Here is a 19,487-nt window from a genome sequence, read left to right as displayed (position 1 = left end):
AAAGGACTCAGCCCTGTGCAATACAGAACTAAATCCTTTGGATAAATTAATTGTCTAACTTTTTGGGGTCAGTACATTCAAGACTTGATAATACGCGTTTTTCTTTTTTTATTCAACGTGGGTGGTTTGATTGGCAAAGGCAATAATGGCTTGCTTCAACTCATCTCCACTAAGAGTTCGGAACTCTTCAATCTTTTGATCGATGGCTTCTAGAGGCATTACATTTACCTTACCAACGAAAATCTTATCCATAACCTGATTATCAACAAGTTCGGTTGATACCAAGAGTTCTTCGTAGAGTTTTTCGCCTGGGCGGATTCCAACTTCAACGATTGGAATTTCGCTTTCAGTGTGTCCACTTAGAAGGACCATTTTCTTAGCCAAGTCATAAATCTTGACTGGTTTGCCCATATCAAGGATAAAGACTTCTCCATCCTTGGCATAAGCACCAGCATGGATAACTAGACGGCTAGCTTCTGGAATAGTCATAAAGTAACGGGTCATGCGGAAGTCTGTCACCGTTACAGGCCCACCCTCAGCAATCTGACGTTCAAAGACTGGAATGACACTACCACGGCTCCCAAGAACGTTCCCAAAACGAACTGCACAGTAGGTTGATTGGCTACGTTGGTTAAAGCCAGTAACAATCAACTCAGCCACGCGCTTGGTTGCGCCCATAACATTTGGTGGATTAACCGCCTTATCTGTCGAAATCATAACCATCTTAGGTACTTTGGCTTCATCAACAGCCTTAGCAACATTGTAGGTTCCGCGGATATTGTTTTTAAAGGCTTCTTTGGGATTGCGCTCCATCATAGGAACGTGCTTGTGGGCAGCTGCATGATAAACAATAGCTGGCTTGTACTGCTCAAAGACTTGCAACAGACGATCATAATCTTGAATGTCCGCAATCACAGGTACATAATCAATCCCTTGGAACTTACGAATCAATTCATGATAAACAAGGTAGATTGAGTTTTCCCCATGACCGAGCAAGACGATGCGTTCAGGGTTAAAGCGGCTAACTTGGCGACAGATTTCAGAACCGATTGAACCACCAGCACCTGTAACCAAGATTGTTTTTCCTGTAAGTTCTGTGCCCAGACGCGATTCATCAAGACGAATTTCCTGACGTCCCAAAAGGTCCGTAATATCAATTTTTTGGAACCCAGTACCTGCTTGGTGAAGTCCCTGAACAACTGTTTCAACCTTAGGCATCTTGTAACATTTGACACCCAGTTTATTACACATCTGCAGGATACGCTCATACTCTGACGGATCAAGTGACGGAATCGCAACGATCACACGCTCGATTTGATGGCGTTTGGCTAATTCAGGCAGATTGTCATAAGAGCCTAAAACAGGGATACCACCAAGCTTTTGACCCTTTTTCTTAGCATCCTTGTCCAAAATACCAACAAGTTCTAATTCACTAGTTGGATGTTGGTAGCTGTTCATAAAGAGAGCTCCACCATCGCCAGCTCCAATCAAGAAGGTCCGACGGTGTTCTCCATCCCCACTTCCTTGTTTGCGTTTAGAGTAGATTAACTGCCAAGTAATCCGTGGCAATAAAATCAAGAAGGTACTCAACAAGATAAAGAGAATGATGAAACGGATTGAAAAGAGGGGCAAGAAGGCATAGCAGATACTATATGACAAGACACTGCTAACAGTCACACCAAAAAAGATTTTCATGAAATCCGTAATCTTGCTGTAACGACTAATACTAGCGTTCAACCCCCAAAATGCAATCATCAATTGATAGAACAGGAAGGCCAAACTCGTATAGATAATGTAGTCAACAGGTGTTGGATTAATCAAGCCATAGAATAAGATATAAGATACAATGATGGAAACCACCATACTCAAAATATCAAATATTCCCCAGAAAACCTGTTTTTGTTGTTTATTTAAAATTTCCACCAGATCAATCACATAATCTGTGAGTTTTTTATTCATAGAAATTTACTCCTCCTTAAAAGAGCTGAATAGTTATATTGTTATTATAACACTTTTTCTCTAGTTTACGATTTGCTACAATCTTTTACTTGCTTTTTCTTAACAGTTTCATAAAAATAAACTGTCGGACAAATCCTGGACAAAGGGCAACCACCATCTGAATCGCAACACTCTTGGCATACTCCATGTAAGAAATTTGTCCTCGCTTCAGCATCCGCTGACGAGCTTGACGATAGAGTTTGAGATAACGCAGTCCCCCACGACGCTCAAACATCCCTGCTCCGACACGAACCTGACACAAGATTTGATCCAGATTTCCAGTCCTAGCTCCTGCAGCAATCATATTGAGCCAGAGGAGGTCATCCTCCATATAAAGGCCATCTTCATAATTGCCAGCCTTGAGAACCATATCCTTCTTGAACATGACAGTCATGTGGTTAAAGGCACTTCTCATCCTTTGATAAGCCACAATATCTGCATGTTGAGTCGGAACACGACGGTAGGAAACAATCTCATCAGGATTATCAATAAACTCTGCAATATGGCCACCTAATAGGTCGAGGTTGTCCTTCTCCATTAGTTGAACCTGTTTCTCAAAACGGTCTGGAACAGCTATATCATCCGTATCCATACGGGCAATAATATCATACTGACACTGCAAAACACCCTGTCGAAGAGCCAGACCCAAACCTTGATTCTGCTCAAGAGGATAGCGTCTCACTGGAATATCAGACTCAGCTTCAAGCTGGTCTAATGCCTGATAGAGCTCAGGAGTCAAAGGCCCATCCTCAACCAAAACCAATTCGCTCGGTTTCAAGGTCTGATTTTGAACACTCTCAATAGCATCCTTTAAAAATATCGGATTTTCCTTGATATAGACCGACATCAATACGCTGATTTTTTGCTTTTCAGACACAGTTTTTCTCCAATGTATAGATTTCCTTCCACTATTTTATCATAATTTTCAAGACTTTCCTATTTTTATCTTGAAAGCCCAAAACCTGACTTGACATTATAGGGAAAAAGCCTTAAAATAAGCTGTTATTAAAATCAGCTAGAAGAGGTATTTTATGAAAAAGCAATCACTCTTTTTTGTTCCAGGTATTATCCTGATTGGTGTTTCCTTGCGGACTCCTTTTACTGTTTTACCCATTATTTTGGGAGATATTTCGCAAGGGCTGGGAGTAGAAGTTAGTTCGCTTGGTGTCCTAACCAGCCTTCCCCTCCTCATGTTTACCCTCTTCTCGCTCTTTTCTACCCGACTGGCTCAGAAAATCGGCTTGGAGCATCTCTTCACCTACAGCCTCTTCTTCTTGACTATTGGCTCACTTATTCGACTAATCAATCTGCCCCTGCTCTATCTAGGAACTTTGATGGTTGGGGCAAGTATCGCAGTCATCAATGTTCTGCTTCCTAGTCTCATCCAAGCCAATCAACCAAAGAAAATTGGTTTTCTGACTACCTTATATGTAACCTCTATGGGGATTGCAACAGCTCTGGCTTCCTATCTGGCTGTGCCTATTACACAAGCCAGTTCTTGGAAAGGACTCATCATCCTCCTCACCCTACTCTGCCTAGCAACTTTTTTGGTCTGGCTCCCAAATCACCGCTATAATCACAGACTGGCTCCACAAACCAAACAAAAAAGCCAAACAAAGGTCATGCGTAATAAACAGGTTTGGGCAGTTATTGTTTTTGCAGGTTTTCAATCCCTGCTCTTTTACACCGCTATGACCTGGCTACCTACCATGGCTATCCATGCAGGTCTATCCAGTCACGAGGCTGGCTTACTGACTTCTATCTTCTCTCTGATTAGCATTCCTTTTTCCATGACCATCCCAAGCCTGACAACCAGCTTGTCAACTCGCAACCGTCAGCTCATGCTCACTCTGGTTTCACTAGCTGGTGTTGTCGGTATTTCCATGCTCTTTTTCCCTATCGGTAATTTCTTTTACTGGCTTGCTATCCATCTCCTCATCGGAACCGCAACCAGCGCCCTCTTCCCTTATCTCATGGTCAACTTTTCACTCAAGACAAGCGCTCCTGAAAAGACAGCCCAATTGTCCGGCTTATCTCAAACAGGAGGCTATATCCTAGCAGCCTTTGGGCCGACTCTCTTTGGATACAGTTTTGACCTTTTTCACTCTTGGGTACCAGCTGTAGCCGCCCTCTTGCTCGTCGATATCCTGATGACTGTGGCCCTCTTTACAGTGGACAGAGCCGATAAAATCCTCTAAACTTCTAGTTTTACCTAGAAGTTTTTTATATATAAAAATTTTACACATTTCTCTTGACAGGGCTTTCATTTAGATGTACAATGTATGTGTAGAAAAATTATATATAAAAATCTTATACTCAATGAAAATCAAAGAGCAAACTAGGAACCTAACCGCAGGTTGCTCAAAGCACTGCTTTGAGGTTGTAGATAAGACTGACGAAGTCAGTTACATATATCTACGGCAAGGCGACGTTGACGTGGTTTGAAGAGATTTTCGAAGAGTATTATACATTAGAAAAGGAGGTTTCCCATGTACTTTCCAACATCCTCTGCCTTGATTGAATTTCTCATCTTGGCCGTACTGGAAAAAGAGGATTCTTATGGTTATGAGATTAGCCAAACCATTAAGCTGATCGCTAATATCAAAGAATCTACACTCTATCCTATCCTAAAAAAATTGGAAGGCAATAGCTTTCTAACAACCTATTCTAGAGAGTTCCAAGGTCGCATGCGTAAATACTACTCCTTGACAAATGGTGGTATAGAGCAGCTCTTGACTCTAAAAGATGAATGGACACTCTATACAGACACCATCAATGGCATCATAGAAGGGAGTATCCGCCATGACAAGAACTGAATACCTGACTCAGCTAGAACTCTATCTCAAGAAACTACCTGAAGCTGACCTCATCGAAGCCATGGACTATTTCAGGGAACTCTTTGACGATGCTGGAGTCGAAGGAGAGGAAGAACTCATCACTAGCTTGGGAACTCCCAAAGAAGCAGCCCACGAAGTTCTAGCAAATCTTCTCGATAAAAAAATCAATGAAGCGCCTGCTCAAAAGAATAACCGACAAATTTTGCATATCGCCTTGTTAGCTTTGCTTGCAGCCCCCATCGGCATTCCTCTTGGAATCGCAATCCTTGTGTCCCTATTCGCAATCCTTGTGGCTGCTTCGACTGTCATTCTAGCTTTCTTTGCAGTTTCCATACTTGGTATCATCTGCGGATTCCTATTTTTAGTTGAAAGTTTCACTGTACTTGCCCAAGCCAAATCAGCCTTTATCTTGATTTTCGGTGCTGGTTTACTGGCTATCGGTGCTTCTTCACTGGTCTTACTAGGTATTTCCTATATAGCTCGCTTCTTCGGTCTACTCATTGTTCGCCTGGTGCAATTTGTTCTTAAAAAAGGAAAGAGAGGTGATCAACATGCGTAAATTGACAAAAGGATTTCTCATTTTTGGTGTGGTGACTACCGTTATCGGATTTATCCTGCTCTTTGTAGGTATCCAATCTGACGGGATCAAGAGCCTACTTGCCATGTCCAAGGAGCCTGTCTATGATAGTCGGATGGAAGAGCTGACCTTTGGCAAGGAAGTCGAAAACCTAGAAATCACTCTTCACCAACACGCGCTCACCATCACAGACTCTTTCGATGATCAAATCCACATTTCTTACCATCCATCTCTTTCTGCTCACCATGATCTTGTCACAAATCACAACGATAAAACTCTGAATATCACTGATAAGAAACTGTCTGAAACTCCATTTCTCTCTTCTGGAATTGGTGGGATTCTCCATATCGCAAGCAGCTACTCTAGTCGTTTTGATGAAGTTATCCTCCAACTGCCAAAAGGAAGAACTCTAAAAGGAATCAACATTTCAGCCAATCGTAGACAAACTAGTATTACTAATGCTAGTCTTGAAAATGCGACCCTTAATACAAATGGTTATCTCCTCCGAATTGAAGGAAGTCGAATCAAAAACAGCAAACTCACAACGCCCAATATCGTCAATATTTTTGATACAGACCTTACAGATAGTCAGCTAGAGTCAACAGAGAAGCACTTCCACGCTGAAAATATCCAAGTCCATGGTAAGGTTGAACTGACTGCCAAAAAGTATCTCAGAATCATCCTAGACCAGAAAGAGAACCAACGAATTAACTGGGACATCTCAAGCAACTATGGTTCTATCCACCAATTCACAAGAGAAGAGCCTGAATCAAGAGGTACGGAATTAAGCAACCCTTACAAAACTGAAAAAACCGATGTCAAGGATCAACTCATTGCTAGAGCTGATAATAATATTGAGCTAGTATCCATACCAAACAGACGTTGACAAAAGCGCTTACATCTGCTACTATGAAAGCATATTTATCTAACTAAAAAGGAGGTTCTACCATGAAACAAGAATGGTTTGAAAGTAATGATTTTGTAAAAACAACAAGCAAAAACAAGCCTGATGAACAGCCCCAAGATCTTGCAGACAAGGCTGAAGAAATTGTAGCCGATCTCGATACACCAATTGAAAAAAATACTCAAGTAGAGGAGAAATTCTCTCAAGTTGAAGCCGAACTGGAAAACCAGCATGAAGAGAAAATTGAAACGCCTGAAGACAGTGAAGCGAGAACAGAAATAGAAGAAAAGAAGGCATCCAATTCTACTGAAGAAGAGCCAGACCTTTCTAAAGAAACAGAAAAAGTCACTATAGCTGAAGAGAGTCAAGAAGCACTTCCTCAGCAAAAACCAACCACGAAAGAGCCCCTTCTTATCAGTCAATCCTTAGAAAGTCCCTATATCCCCGACCAAGTTCCCAAATCTAGGGATAAATGGAAAGAGCAAGCGCTTGATTTTTGGTCTTGGCTATTAGAAGCTCTCAAATCTCCTACGAGCAATCTTGAAACAAGTAGCACACATAGTTACACAGCCTTTCTCTTGCTCATTCTGTTTTCTGCGTCTTCCTTTTTCTTTAGTATCTACCACATCAAACATGCTTACTATGGACATATAGCAACTATGCATAATCACTTCCCTGAACAATTTGCTTCATTAAATCTCTTTTCGATTATCTCTATCCTAGTAGCAACAACACTCTTCTTCTTTTCATTCCTCTTGGGTAGTTTCGTTGTGAGACGATTTATCCACCAAGAAAAAGACTGGACGCTAGAAAAGGTTCTCCAACAATATAGTCAACTCTTGGCAATTCCAATCTTCCTCACTGCCACTGCTAGTTTCTTTGCCTTCTTTGACAGCCTGCGATTTACAGCCCTCTTGTGTGTGATTAGCATTGGAATCATTCTACTTGCTAGTCTCCATATCATTACAAGACCAAGTCAAGCAAGTGAAACTGACTCCTTCTATCAGTTATTCTTATCTGTCCTTGTGAACGGAGTCATTATCCTCCTCTTCTTTGTAGCTGAAGTGGCACTGATTGGGGATTATCTTCGTATCTTGGCCTTTCTTTAAACTTCATACTCTTCGAAAATCAAATTCAAACTACGTCAGCGTTGCCTTGCCGTACTCAAGTACAGCCTGCGGCTAGCTTCCTAGTTTGCTCTTTGATTTTCATTGAGTATCAATCCTGTCATCCATGGCAGGATTTTTTCTATGTCAAAAAGCAAGTCGACTGACCTGCTTTACTCTTCTTGTGCTAATGTTTTAAAATCTTGTCCTAGTATGGGTTGTATTTCTAATTGATTGGCGTCTAGTTGGTGGTAAGATGCTGATGGTAGTGACTCTAGGAATTTTGCATAGTCCAAGCGAGCGATAGCTTCATAGTCTTCTGGTTTAGAGCCATCTCCTGTGATTTGAACCAAGTCAATCTCCCACTGGACTTCCTTATCCACCAATTGCTCCATATAGGCTGCAGGAACAAATGGTTCTCTCGGTAAAACAGTCTTGACGCCTTGAGCCAGATGGTAAACACCGTGCACTTGCCCTTCTCCATCCTGATAGAAGGAAACTCTTGCAAAGTAGGCATCCGTCTCTTGAACCGCACGCACACGCGCTTCAAACCGAGCCAAGCCATCTTCCTCTAAAAAACTCTTCAAGTCCTCATGACTAGAGAATACAGGATTAAAAATTCCTTGGCAAATCGTAAAACGAGCTGCATTATCTGTCAGATGGGCTTGAATACTTGCTTGGAAATAAGCTTCAAAATCAAAACCATCTAGTCCTTCAATCTCTGTTCCTGTATAAGCAAGCAGAGCATCTAAAAATGACTTGATAATCTGCCAGTCTGTCTTCGTGAGTAGGTCAGGAAGATCGACACGGTAAGCCTTTTGACCATCAGCATAACTGACCTTAAAGAGAAATTGTGATTGCCCCACTATCGCACACTCGATATACTCAAGACGGTTAAGAGGCTGACGGAGATAAACGGCATCATAACTATGCGACTCCAAGCCGTCTACCAGGGCCAAGATCGACTTGGCAGTCAAAATTTCCTGTTCTCCTAAAATGCTCTGTTTATTTGGAATAAAAAATGTTTTCGTCATAACTGAACTCCTTTGAAATCGTTTACATATAGTATACCTTATTTTTCTGAAAGATACAGAAACAAACTTTAGATTTTTGAGTAAAAAGCATAGAAAAACAGCCCCTGAGGACTGTTTAATCTTATACAGTAGCTGCTTGATCCAAGCTTTCACCGATAGCAGCTAGGCGCTCGACAACTTCAGCTTGTGTCAATTCATTTTCTGAAACATAGCGGTTACGTGGGTGAACACGGCACTCGTGTGAGCATCCACGGATGTACTTGTCTTCATTTTCTTCTGATGTCAAGATACGACGATTACAGAAGGGATTTCCACAGTTGACATAGCGTTCACATGGTGTTCCATCAAACCAGTCTTTCCCTACGATGGTTGGGTTGACATGGTTAACATCGACTGCAATACGCTCGTCAAAGACGTACATTTTCCCATCCCAAAGCTCACCTTGAACTTCTGGATCTTTACCGTAAGTTGCGATTCCCCCGTGCAATTGACCTACATCTTTGTAGCCTTCACGGACCATCCAGCCTGAGAATTTCTCACAGCGAACCCCACCTGTACAGTAAACCACGACACGCTTGTCCATGAATTTTTCCTTGTTGTCACGGACCCATTGTGGCAACTCACGGAAGTTGCGGATGTCTGGACGGATAGCCCCACGGAAATGTCCTAGGTCGTACTCATAGTCGTTACGTGTATCAAGGACAACGGTATCTTCGTCAAGAAGGGCTTCTTTGAACTCTTTTGGAGACAAGTAAGCACCTGTTGTTTCAAGTGGGTTGATGTCGTTGTCAAAGTCGTTGTCTTCTAAACCAAGGTGGACAATTTCTTTCTTGTAGCGAACGAACATCTTCTTGAAGGCTTGTTCACTTTCTTCGTCAATCTTGAACCAGAGGTCTTCCATGCCTGGAAGGCTGTGAACGTAGTCCATGTATTTTTGAGTTGTTTCGTAGTCACCTGAAACTGTTCCGTTAATTCCCTCGTCAGCGACTAGGATACGGCCTTTAAGGCCGATTGATTTACAGAAAGCCAAGTGGTCTGCAGCAAATTGCTCTGCATTTTCAATTGGAGTATAAAGGTAGTAAAGTAAGACACGAATATCTTTTGCCATAAGATTTGTTCTCTTTTCTATTCTTAAATTTTCAGAATTTTTTATCTAACTATACTAGTATACCTGCTTGAGAAAACGAATGCAATTTATTTGACTGGAAATTTATAGAAAGCGGTCTGTTCCTGAACTTCATCAGTAGCCATAGCGAATAGCAGATAATTCCCTCAGCTTTTTGATCTGCTCGGATTGACTTTCTGACAAAATCAGCTGATTATCAATCAACACACGTGAGACATCAACGTTCATTTGACTCAATATAAACGGAGTAGAAGTCCCATCGTCCTTTAATCGTCTTTTATAAATCACTAACTGATTTTTCAGGGGAGTCAGTTGAGGCGCATCCTTTATATCTTCCAATAGATAATCAATGATAGCCAAAGCTTCACAACGCCGTTCGCTTCCTCCTTCAAACCATTTTAATAGTGTCATTCTCATTTTCCTCCTGAAACTCACTTCTAAATTGAAAAACTATAATTCTTACCCTCGCGCCAGTATTTTACCACACCCTATGTAAAAAGTCAGCAGAAATGGTAGGGTCGCTACAATATTATTGATCACATGCACCGCATAGGATGGATAAATGGTGCTTGATATTTCCTAAATGGTTAAAGTAAGGGAAATAAGGAAACAGAAATATCTATGTCTTTGTTTCAAAAAATCACTGCCTTCCTCAGACAAGCCTGAGGAAAAACAGTGATCACATTTTTAGGAATTAGGAATGAATACACGAAATCAATTGTTCTTATGATTTTTTGTTTTTCAAGAATTCATCGTATTGTTTTTGCATTTCGTTCAATACTTTTTCGTAGGCACCTTCAGATTTCAATTTTTCCATCAATTCTGGAATAGCTTTTTCTGGGTCTACAGTACCAGTGTTGATAGCTGTATCGAATTGTTGCATTGTGTTAGAGATTGCTGAGATTTCAGATTTCACATTGTCAGTGTTAAAGATGAATCCAAGCGCTGGAGATTCTTTAGCTTCTGCCAATTGTTTCTTAGAATCTGCGATTTGTTGGTCTGTAACGTTTTCGTTGATGTAAAGGATCCAGTTGTTACCAGTGTTCCATCCACCCATGTGAGTATTTCCTTTGTAGCCATCAAGGACACGAACACGGTTTTCTTTACCTTCAATTTTTTCCCAGTTCTTGCCTTCTGGACCGTAAACAAGACCGTTCAAGAGTTCTGGGTTAGTGTTCAAGAGGTTCAACACTTCCATTGATTTTTCTTTGTTCTTAGAGTTGTTTGAGATAACAAAGTTAGCAACTTGTGTTGTTTGGTTTTTCTTGATGAAATTAGTAATTGGTTTGATTTCGATATCTTTGTTAGCAACACGTGAAAGCAAGCTGTTACCGTAGTCAGCTGGTCCTACTGTTTCTTCACGAACAAACCAAGTATCTTGTTGAAGGTCAAATGAAGTATCGCTTGTTGCTACGTCTTTTGGAATGTATCCAGCTTCATAGAATTTGTGAAGAGTCTTCAAGTGTTCTTTGAAACGAGGTACTTCGTAACGGTTTACGATCTTAGTAGTGTCTCCTTCAAGGTCGATAACGAATGGAAGTCCATTTGGAACTGGGTAGTCAAAGTTATCAGATGGGATAAAGTTCTTAGTAACCGCAAATGGCACTACATCTGGAGCTTTTTCTTTGATTTGTTTCAAGACTGGTTCAAGTGTTTCGTATGAAGTGACACCTGAAATATCGATACCATATTTAGCAAGAAGAGTTCCGTTGAAGGCGAAGTTTTGAGATGATGCAACGTTGGCTGCAACTGGAACGGCGTAAATTTTACCGTTAATGCTGTTACCTTTGATGTAAGCTGGGTCAAGTGCTTTGTAAAGTTCTGCCCCTTCTTTCTTGTACAAGTCAGTCAAGTCAGCATAAGCACCTTTTTGAGCATTTACAACATAGTTAGATGCAAAGGCGATATCGTAGTTTTCACCAGATGATGTGATAACTGACATTTTCTTATCATAGTCACCCCATCCAAGATATTGGATATCCAATTTAGCACCAACTTTTTCTCCGATGATTTTGTTAGCATTTTCTAGCAATTCATCCAAGTTATCTGGTTTGTCACCAATTTGGTACATTTTGATAACAGTTTTTTCACCTGAAGCTGAGTCAGCAGCTTTCTTGTTACCTGAAAGGTTTCCACAAGCAGCGAGACCAGCAGCCAAAGCGACTACACTAGCAGATGCAAAAGCATATTTTTTCCAGTTTTTCATGACAAAAACTCCTTTTTTTATTTTTAAACTTATAAACAATGTAATGATCTTAACTTCACGCAAGGGAAGTTTGAAAACGAGAAATGTTTTTCTCAATAAGCACTATTCTTTCACGCCACCGATAGTCAAACCTTTTACAAAGTAGCGTTGGAAGAATGGATACAAAATCGCGATTGGAAGGGTTGCAACAACAACCATGGCCATACGTCCTGTTTCTTTCGGTAGAGCAACTCCCAGTTGACCAGATAGACCGACTGCTTTTGCGATGTAGTCCATATTTTGTTGGATTTGCATGAGCAAATACTGCAATGGGTACAAGTTGTCACTCTTAATATAAAGGAGGGCGTTGAACCAATCATTCCAGAAACCAAGAGCTGTCAAGAGCGTGATGGTTGCGATACCTGGTAGTGACAATGGCAAACAGATTTGGAAGAAGATCCGGGCCTCACTAGCACCATCGATACGAGCGGATTCAAGAATGGCTTCTGGAATAGTCTTCTTAAAGAAGGAACGCATCAAGATAATGTTGAATGGTGAGAGAAGCATTGGAACAATCAAGGCCCAAACTGTATCACCGAGTTGAAGCAAACGAGTGACCACGATATAGCCTGGTACCAGACCAGCGTTGAACAACATACTAAGAAGGGCAAAGATTGTAAAGAATCTGCGGTACTTAAAGGTTGTCCGTGAAATGGCGTAAGCATAAGTTGTTGTGATAAAAACGTTTGTGATAGTCCCCACCACTGTTACAAAGACTGAGATGAAGAGAGCTTGGAGGATTTTCTCCTTAAACTGTGCTAAAAATTCAAAACCGTCTAGTCCAAATTGGGATGGGAAGAAGCTATATCCATTTTGGAGGATACTCTTTTCATCTGTCACCGAAATAACAATAACGAATACGAAGGGTAGGATACAAGAGAGGGCAATCAAACCAGAAATGGTACTGAAGAAGATATCTGCTTTCTTACTGAAGGAGTGAATGCCGACATTATCAATTTTTTCTTTTTTAATTTTCTTTTCTGCCATATTCTCCTCCTTTCTAGAACAAGGCTGAGTTTGGATCAACTCGTCTTGCAAGTAAGTTTGATAGGATAACCAAAAGCAAACCGACTACTGATTGGTAGAGACCTGCCGCTGAAGCCATCCCTATATCCGCTGTCTGGGTCAAACCATTATAAACATATACGTCCAAGACGTTGGTTACGTTATAAAGCTGACCAGCATTGTGGGGGATTTGGTAGAAAAGACCAAAGTCTGCACGGAAGATATTTCCGACTGCCAGGATGGTCAATACGGTTACCAACGGTGTCAACTGTGGAATAGTTACATTGCGAATTCGTTGCCATTTGCTAGCCCCGTCCACTGTTGCTGCTTCGTAGTAGGTTGGATCAATTCCCATGATTGTCGCATAGTACATGACACTGCTATATCCAAAACCTTTCCAAATACCTAGGAAAAGTAGGAGATATGGCCAGATACCCAAGTCAGCGTAGAAATTGATTTCCTTCATTCCAATAGATTCTAGGAAATGGTTGAACACCCCTTTATCAATATTTAGGAAGGCATCTGTAAAGAAACTGATGATAACCCAAGACAAGAAGTAAGGGAACAACATAGAAGTTTGGAAGATCTTAACCATTCTCTTAGAACGGAGTTCACTGAGGATGATGGCAATCCCTACAGATACAATCAAACCAATAAAGATAAAGCCGAGATTGTAGAGGACAGTATTTCGAGTGATAATAAAGGCGTCTTTTGAACTAAACAAGAATCTAAAATTATCGAGTCCGACCCATTTACTATTCACGATACTATCTATAAATCCATTACTGGTCATGTGGTAGTCTTTAAAGGCAACCACGTTCCCAAATACTGGAATGTAGAAGAATAGAATCAACCAGAGTGCCCCTGGCAAAACCATCAAGAGAAAGATCCAGTTGTCTCTCAAGGTTTTTGAAAACTTATTCATAATTTCCTCCCTTTTTTATTTTGATATCCATCTAAAAATTCCTTTTTAGACTTTTGATAACGATTACATTATTAGTATACTCCTATTTGAAGGTTAGGTTAAACTACTAATTATAGAAAAAACTCCACAAATTATTTTATGTGGAGTACTTTTGAAGAAAGGGATGTTTCACGCGAAACCCCCTGCGCCAGGCAAGGTGTTCTTATTTTAGGTCGTATAAATCGTCGATGCTGTCGCAATGGTATGCCATTGGTTGGCTGTCGTGGCTGCAAAGTCCTTGTCAGCGTAAAAGTCATTAAATGGCAAGATGTCTACTTCTAGTTCGTCGATACGAGAGATTTCGCCTGCTAGATAGTTTTCAATGCGACTTTCTGCACGCTTGATCCGTTGCAAGAGCCCACCCATACGAATGTCTACTGTATCCAAGCCAAAGACCTTGTTTTCTTTCAACCATTGGTGGCTAAAGAGCTTGTGGAAGGTTTCAATCTGGCTTCTTAATTTTGGTAATTCTTCCCTAGCAATTTGTTGCAAGCTCTCTTTATCACCTTTTTGATAGGCTTGACGAATGCGTCGGCCCACATCCACTTTACTGGTTAAAATCTGGTTCAACTGAGCCTGAGTTTCAAAGAGATAAGCATAGTTTCCTGCTTTTTCTTTAATAGCAGCAAGAGTCTCAGCTGCTTGGGCAAAGTGTGGTTTGTCCTGCTCAGGAGTCATGTGCTTGTCAAGGATTGGGCAAAGAACATCCTGATAAAAGACATAGCGATTAGGGTTGATACCACTGAGATTATCTGGTAGATCTGGCAAGAGGTTGGCAAGATCAAGTTGCATAAAGTCCTCAATCGATAAGCCTGTGTTGGTCTTGAAGTGAGCTGATAGACGCTCTAAATCATTACGATAGCTAAGTTCTGCCCAGATTTGCAAGCTTGGTAGGACGGAGAACTGGGCAGTTTCCCCACCATTATCCCCCCAACCCGTCACAATGACTTCTTTGATATCATTGGCACGGCAAGCTTTATTTGCTTCGATAGCGATAAGACGACTGAAATGGTTGTGTGGTGTAAAACCAATCCACTTCCAAGCACCACCTGCAAAGGCAATATCCTGGCTAATCTTGTGGTGATTACCGAAGTTACGGTTGTATTTTTCTTCGCTATCCTGATAATAATCCCAGTAAACCAAGGTCACACGGTCTTTGAGACGGTCTAAGTAAATACGAGTTTCTTCTGGAATTTCGACATCACGGTCGTACTGGCCATCTGCTGACATGAGTTTGAAGAACATATCGCTCCACATCTGGCAGTGGAAACCATACTTGTCTGCAATATCCAGCACGCGCTCCAAATGTTGACACATGAGGAGGCTACGGTCCACAACACCGTTTAAGATAAGGTAACGTCCCAAACCAACCAAGTGAGCTTCGTCCATCCCGATATTGACCTTGCGAGTTTGTAGTTTAGACAAAGTAGCAAACATACCGTCAATCAGATCGTAGACTTTTTCTTCACCGATGAGGAGAATATCCTCTACATCGCGGAGTTCTTGCACTTCTTTGACGCCCCATTTGACAAAGGCTGACAAGTGGGCCAAGGTCTGGATACATGGTACAAAGGTCATGTCAAACTGCTGGGCGTATGCTTCAATTTCCTGTAACTCTTCAGCTGAATACGCTCCACGGAAATAACCAAAGTAGGGTTGGCCTTCAATCTGATAGGTGTCTTCCATGTAGAGTTCAAAGGTTGAATAACCCATGAGAGCTAAGACTTCAATCATCTGCTTGGCAGATGCAACATTTAAAACTGCATTTCGCGAACAGTCAGCCATGTAGGCTAAATCTTCATAAGCCGCTTGTTCTTCAATCTCTACCTTATCACCTTCTACCAAAGCTGTTGCGAGAACAGACAAGGCGCGATAGAGTTGGTGAGGTTTGCGATAAGTCAATTGATATTCTCCGCCCTTACCCTTGATAGAGATAGAAGCTTGGTCAGACTGAGCGACTGCCACTTCTACATCTGGTAGTGAAATGTGATTTTGAAGTAAGTCTATAGCTTGCTGTTGTTTACTGCTAATTCCGGTAAAATTTACCATTGATTTTCCTCCTGTAACCAGTTGACAAGAGCGCCGTAGAGATTGGCATCTGCCTGATAGGTGCAGGCTTGGATCACTGGCGCAATTGTATATTCTTCATATCTTTCCACAAAGACGTCTACTGCTTTTTGCACACCTTTGATAAAATCTGGGTTTTGACTGATAGAGCCACCTAGGCTAATGACATCTGGGTCGATTAGATACTGGATATTGAGTAATCCTTGAGCAAGATTACGATTCATCCGCTCAATGGCTTCTTGGCAAAGGGCATTGCCTGCTGAAGCCTCTTGATAAACCTTACGGCCATCCCAGTCTGACTGACCTGATTTTTCAATCACATAACGAACCATGTTTCCTGTAGAAGCTAGTTGTGACCAGTTATTGAGTTTTTCTGCTGGTTCGATAGTTGTCATGTAACCAAACTCTCCACCCAAGCCATGGCGACCACGGTGAATTTTGCCATTGATAATCATGGCCCCACCGATCCCTGTACCAATAACGACACAGGCTGCATTTTCAATCTCAGGATGAGCTAGCAGTTCACTAAGTCCAACACAGTTGGCATCATTTTCTAGATGGACAGGTAGTTGGTGATGAGAAAGGGCCTGGTACCATGAAAAACCATGGATATAAGGAATGGCACTAATTCCCTCGATCACTCCTGTTTCTTGATTGACCGCTCCTGGAACACTCATAGCAATCCCACGATAGTCCTGTTCTGACAAGCGTTGGTCCAACCAAGCAAATAAATCTTCTAGAGTTTCTGGAGTTGGGGTGCTGGTCTTATCTAAAATCTTTCCATCAGGAGTTAGACTAGCAAACTTAATGCCAGTCCCTCCGATATCAATCGTTGCAATGGTCATTGCTTTCACCTGCAAAAAGGAGCGAATCAGCAGTTGGTTCTTACTTTTTCGCTCCTCCTTTCTTTTTATGTTTACTTTTTGAAATTAAATTTCTTCTTTTTGAATGAGTTCTGTACGAATTTCCTGTGGTGCCAATAGTCCTGAATGGACTGAGTATGGGCGTTCCAACAAGTCAAGAATAGTTTGTTGTTTTTCAGACACACGGATATTTTCTTGACTCATGTTGTAGTAACGAAGGACATAACCTTCTTCATTCTCAGCCACCTTAAAGGCTGTTGGGCATACTTGTGGCAAGTTCAGAGCCGGATGGTTAAAGAGGCTACCCGTTGCTGCAACGCTCCCCTCTTGTTTTGCAACTTGAAGAGCTGTAAATGGCACCTGGAAGGCTTTGGCACGACGGAAAGCTGAGAAGCGTTCCCCTGCTTGGTGGCATTCTACTGCAAATTCAACTTCGATAGCTCGCAAGCACTGAGCTTCCGGTGTTGGGAAATAGCCCCAGTCACCTAGTTCGCCTGAAGCACGCAGAAGGGTTACAGCCATGGTGTCATCTCCAAGAATTTCGTATTCGTGCAATCCTTTGTTAGCTACTGTCACTCCTTTAACATCATCATACAAGCTGACAAAGGCTTGTTGGTGTTGTGGATTTTCAGGATTTTCCCAAGAAGCTGCTGGTTTATTTGGTCTTGTCACAACTTCATAGATGCTTTCAGAATCATTGCTTGGACGAGTGTTATGAGTTTTCACCAAGAGACGGATGCGGTGGTCTTTGGCTGTATTGGTAAAGCGAGTCTTGAAGCGAATCTGTGGATTGTCCACAAAGACAGTCATTTCTGTTTCAAGAGGAATGGTTGTCAACTCTTCTGAACGACCTGCATCTCGTTTCATGAACTCGATGATACCTCTTTGTTCTGCATCCAATTTTTCATCTGCGCTAACTGGAATAGTCAAGTCATGTTTGAGCAAGATTTTGGCATAGCGAGCATTGTTTTCTAAGACTTCATAACCTTTCAGTTGAGCATAAATTGGCTCAGTTCCTTTCGGCTGGAAGTAAATGTACTCGTTACCAATATCTCCACGGTCCTCGAATTGGATGAAATCTTCGTAAGCTTCATTAGTAGTCTTGTCGTAGAGTGTAATTCCTTCATCTACACTGACTGTTACGAATGGGGTATCAATGACTCCATTTTGGTAAATACCATCACGGTAATCTACTTGACCTTCGACCAATTGGAAGCTTGCCCAAGAAAGCGGAGCAAGGTGGACTGGGATTGTCACGCGCACTTGGCGTGTAATATATGGTTGACGGAATTTATCCTTAGGCAAAGTATAGCCAAAACTTGCTCCCAAGTCTTCAATCTTGGCTTCAAGGACATGGCCATCTAAATCTTCAACATGGTAATCTGGCAAGGTCACGGCTGCCATTTTCTTGTAACCTTCAGTCGGATGCAATTCTTTAAAATCACAAGTCACAACATCCACTACAACACTAACTGTATCAACCTTGTCATGTAAAGCTGTGTTGACAACGGTAAAGAGGTGGTCGCTTTGTGCATTTTGGGTAGCTAATTTACCCTTCCATTCGTTAAGAAGATTAGTCTTAACAAAATTCCCGACTTGATTAACCTTTGCAAAACGAGTTTCCATTTCACGGTGAACTTCGTCAATACTACAGCCACAGATACTATCGTGCGGTGCATTTTGCAGAAGTACTTTCCAAGCATAGGTCAATTGATCCTTGTGGTTATGTCCACCAGTGATAATGGTTAATGGTTCCACGACCTGCTCTAACAAGTTGCTATTCTCTTGGAAGGCTTGTTTGAGGTAAACGCGTGAAGAAGAGGTATTGGCAAGGGTGTACCAGCCATCCGTTTCCTGGCTAGTTAACTCACCTGTGACCGTTGATAATTGTTCAGGAAGGGCACTTTCCAGTGCTTGGACATATTCGTCAAATGAGCTATGAATAAAGGTCACGTCAGGGAAGAGTTCGTTTGCCACACGAATGGCTTCGCTCAGATTTCTCTGAACAGGCTGGTGGTCACAGCCGTTCATCATCAACCATTGGTTGGTCGATGCATAGTCACGGACATCCGCTAATTTTTGCTTCCAGAAAGCCAAAGCCTCGTCTTTATCCACTGGAATTTCATTCCCGTTACTGTACCAGTTAGCAAAAAGAATACCGAGCACACGGCTACCATCAGCCCCTTGCCAGTACATCTCAGAAAATTGAGAGGTAAACTGTTCATCTTCAAGGACTTGATTGTCAAATCCGATTGGCTTGACACCGCGACCAAAGGCTGCTACGTGAATACCTGATTTTTGAAGGATTTGAGGAGCCTGCCCCATATTTCCAAAGGTATCTGGGAAGTAACCAACCTGAGTTGATTTCCCCCATTTTGCAGCTTCTTGCTGACCAATAAGAGTATTGCGGACATTGGCTTCACTTGAAATCAAGTAGTCATCCTGTAAGATGTAAAAGGGACCAATTTTGAGTTTGCCTTCGTCGATGTAACGTTGGACTTTGTCACGGTTTTCAGGACGGATTTCTAAATAATCATCAAGGACAATGGTTTGACCATCCAAGTGGAAGCTCTTGAACTCAGAGTCATTTTCAAAGAGATCAAAGAGATTGTCAAATAATTCCACCAATTGCATCCGGTGACTTTCAAAAGGTAAATACCACTCACGATCCCAGTGACTGTGAGAAATAATATGTACAACAACATTTTCCATGAGTAAAACCTCATTCTAAATTAAATTTTTATTGTTAATGTTTTAAATG

General features: G+C 41.6%; 17 protein-coding genes. 6 read left to right on the top strand and 11 right to left on the bottom strand.

The window, feature by feature from the left end; translation table 11 throughout:
- Positions 1 to 108: 108 nt before the first annotated feature.
- Together M1F37_RS06620 and M1F37_RS06615 are read right to left on the bottom strand one after the other, a co-directional pair.
- Positions 109 to 1,959, bottom strand: a complete 1,851-nt coding sequence (locus M1F37_RS06620; protein WP_247935211.1) for a polysaccharide biosynthesis protein — start codon at positions 1,957 to 1,959, stop codon at positions 109 to 111.
- Between the two features lie 85 nt (positions 1,960 to 2,044).
- Positions 2,045 to 2,875, bottom strand: a complete 831-nt coding sequence (locus tag M1F37_RS06615; RefSeq protein ID WP_247935210.1) for a glycosyltransferase — start codon at positions 2,873 to 2,875, stop codon at positions 2,045 to 2,047.
- A 154-nt stretch (positions 2,876 to 3,029) separates the two neighbouring features.
- Between M1F37_RS06615 and M1F37_RS06610 the strand changes: the two genes are divergently transcribed.
- The 6 genes from M1F37_RS06610 to M1F37_RS06590 all read left to right on the top strand — a co-directional run bounded on the left by M1F37_RS06610 (position 3,030) and on the right by M1F37_RS06590 (position 7,425).
- A complete protein-coding gene (locus tag M1F37_RS06610; RefSeq protein ID WP_219967160.1) occupies positions 3,030 to 4,196 on the top strand; it encodes a CynX/NimT family MFS transporter in 1,167 nt (388 codons plus the stop codon).
- Between the two features lie 121 nt (positions 4,197 to 4,317).
- Positions 4,318 to 4,443 carry a hypothetical protein gene (locus tag M1F37_RS10010; protein ID WP_282184485.1) on the top strand — a complete coding sequence of 42 codons (126 nt, stop codon included), beginning with the start codon at positions 4,318 to 4,320 and terminating at the stop codon, positions 4,441 to 4,443.
- A 44-nt stretch (positions 4,444 to 4,487) separates the two neighbouring features.
- Positions 4,488 to 4,814: a PadR family transcriptional regulator gene (locus tag M1F37_RS06605; RefSeq protein ID WP_247935209.1), complete on the top strand. Its 327-nt coding sequence runs from the start codon at positions 4,488 to 4,490 to the stop codon at positions 4,812 to 4,814.
- Positions 4,801 to 5,394: a DUF1700 domain-containing protein gene (locus M1F37_RS06600; RefSeq protein ID WP_247935208.1), complete on the top strand. Its 594-nt coding sequence runs from the start codon at positions 4,801 to 4,803 to the stop codon at positions 5,392 to 5,394. The genes M1F37_RS06605 and M1F37_RS06600 overlap by 14 nt, the downstream gene beginning before the upstream one ends.
- The gene (locus M1F37_RS06595) at positions 5,387 to 6,298 is read left to right on the top strand and encodes a DUF4097 domain-containing protein (protein ID WP_247935207.1); all 912 of its coding nucleotides are present in this window, start codon (positions 5,387 to 5,389) and stop codon (positions 6,296 to 6,298) included. Before M1F37_RS06600 ends, M1F37_RS06595 begins: the two co-directional genes overlap by 8 nt.
- Before the next feature lie 62 nt (positions 6,299 to 6,360).
- A complete protein-coding gene (locus M1F37_RS06590; RefSeq protein WP_247935206.1) occupies positions 6,361 to 7,425 on the top strand; it encodes a DUF6574 domain-containing protein in 1,065 nt (354 codons plus the stop codon).
- Positions 7,426 to 7,595: 170 nt separating this feature from the next.
- On the opposite strand, the gene M1F37_RS06585 is transcribed toward M1F37_RS06590, so the two are convergent.
- The 9 genes from M1F37_RS06585 to M1F37_RS06545 all read right to left on the bottom strand — a co-directional run bounded on the left by M1F37_RS06585 (position 7,596) and on the right by M1F37_RS06545 (position 19,438).
- The gene (locus tag M1F37_RS06585) at positions 7,596 to 8,456 is read right to left on the bottom strand and encodes a DUF4299 family protein (RefSeq protein ID WP_247935205.1); all 861 of its coding nucleotides are present in this window, start codon (positions 8,454 to 8,456) and stop codon (positions 7,596 to 7,598) included.
- 121 nt (positions 8,457 to 8,577) lie between these two features.
- A complete protein-coding gene (locus M1F37_RS06580; protein ID WP_247935204.1) occupies positions 8,578 to 9,564 on the bottom strand; it encodes a rhodanese-related sulfurtransferase in 987 nt (328 codons plus the stop codon).
- 132 nt (positions 9,565 to 9,696) lie between these two features.
- Positions 9,697 to 9,993: a bacteriocin immunity protein gene (locus M1F37_RS06575; RefSeq protein ID WP_247935203.1), complete on the bottom strand. Its 297-nt coding sequence runs from the start codon at positions 9,991 to 9,993 to the stop codon at positions 9,697 to 9,699.
- Between the two features lie 313 nt (positions 9,994 to 10,306).
- On the bottom strand, positions 10,307 to 11,788 hold the full coding sequence (locus M1F37_RS06570) for an ABC transporter substrate-binding protein (RefSeq protein WP_247935202.1): 1,482 nt from the start codon (positions 11,786 to 11,788) through the stop codon (positions 10,307 to 10,309).
- Between the two features lie 102 nt (positions 11,789 to 11,890).
- Positions 11,891 to 12,814 carry a carbohydrate ABC transporter permease gene (locus M1F37_RS06565; protein ID WP_061746913.1) on the bottom strand — a complete coding sequence of 308 codons (924 nt, stop codon included), beginning with the start codon at positions 12,812 to 12,814 and terminating at the stop codon, positions 11,891 to 11,893.
- A 13-nt stretch (positions 12,815 to 12,827) separates the two neighbouring features.
- Entirely contained in the window at positions 12,828 to 13,757 is a 930-nt protein-coding gene (locus M1F37_RS06560; RefSeq protein WP_247935201.1) for an ABC transporter permease, read from the bottom strand.
- Positions 13,758 to 13,964: 207 nt separating this feature from the next.
- Positions 13,965 to 15,845, bottom strand: a complete 1,881-nt coding sequence (locus M1F37_RS06555; protein WP_247935200.1) for a beta-N-acetylhexosaminidase — start codon at positions 15,843 to 15,845, stop codon at positions 13,965 to 13,967.
- Complete coding sequence (locus M1F37_RS06550; protein WP_247935199.1) at positions 15,839 to 16,708, bottom strand: ROK family protein; 870 nt, start codon at positions 16,706 to 16,708, stop codon at positions 15,839 to 15,841. The genes M1F37_RS06555 and M1F37_RS06550 overlap by 7 nt, the downstream gene beginning before the upstream one ends.
- 84 nt (positions 16,709 to 16,792) lie before the next feature.
- Complete coding sequence (locus tag M1F37_RS06545) at positions 16,793 to 19,438, bottom strand: alpha-mannosidase (RefSeq protein WP_247935198.1); 2,646 nt, start codon at positions 19,436 to 19,438, stop codon at positions 16,793 to 16,795.
- Between the last annotated feature and the right edge of the window lie 49 nt (positions 19,439 to 19,487).

Source organism: Streptococcus mitis, from assembly GCF_023109105.1.
Classification (GTDB): Bacteria; Bacillota; Bacilli; order Lactobacillales; family Streptococcaceae; genus Streptococcus; species Streptococcus mitis_BW.
This window is presented reverse-complemented; position numbering and strand designations above follow the sequence as displayed.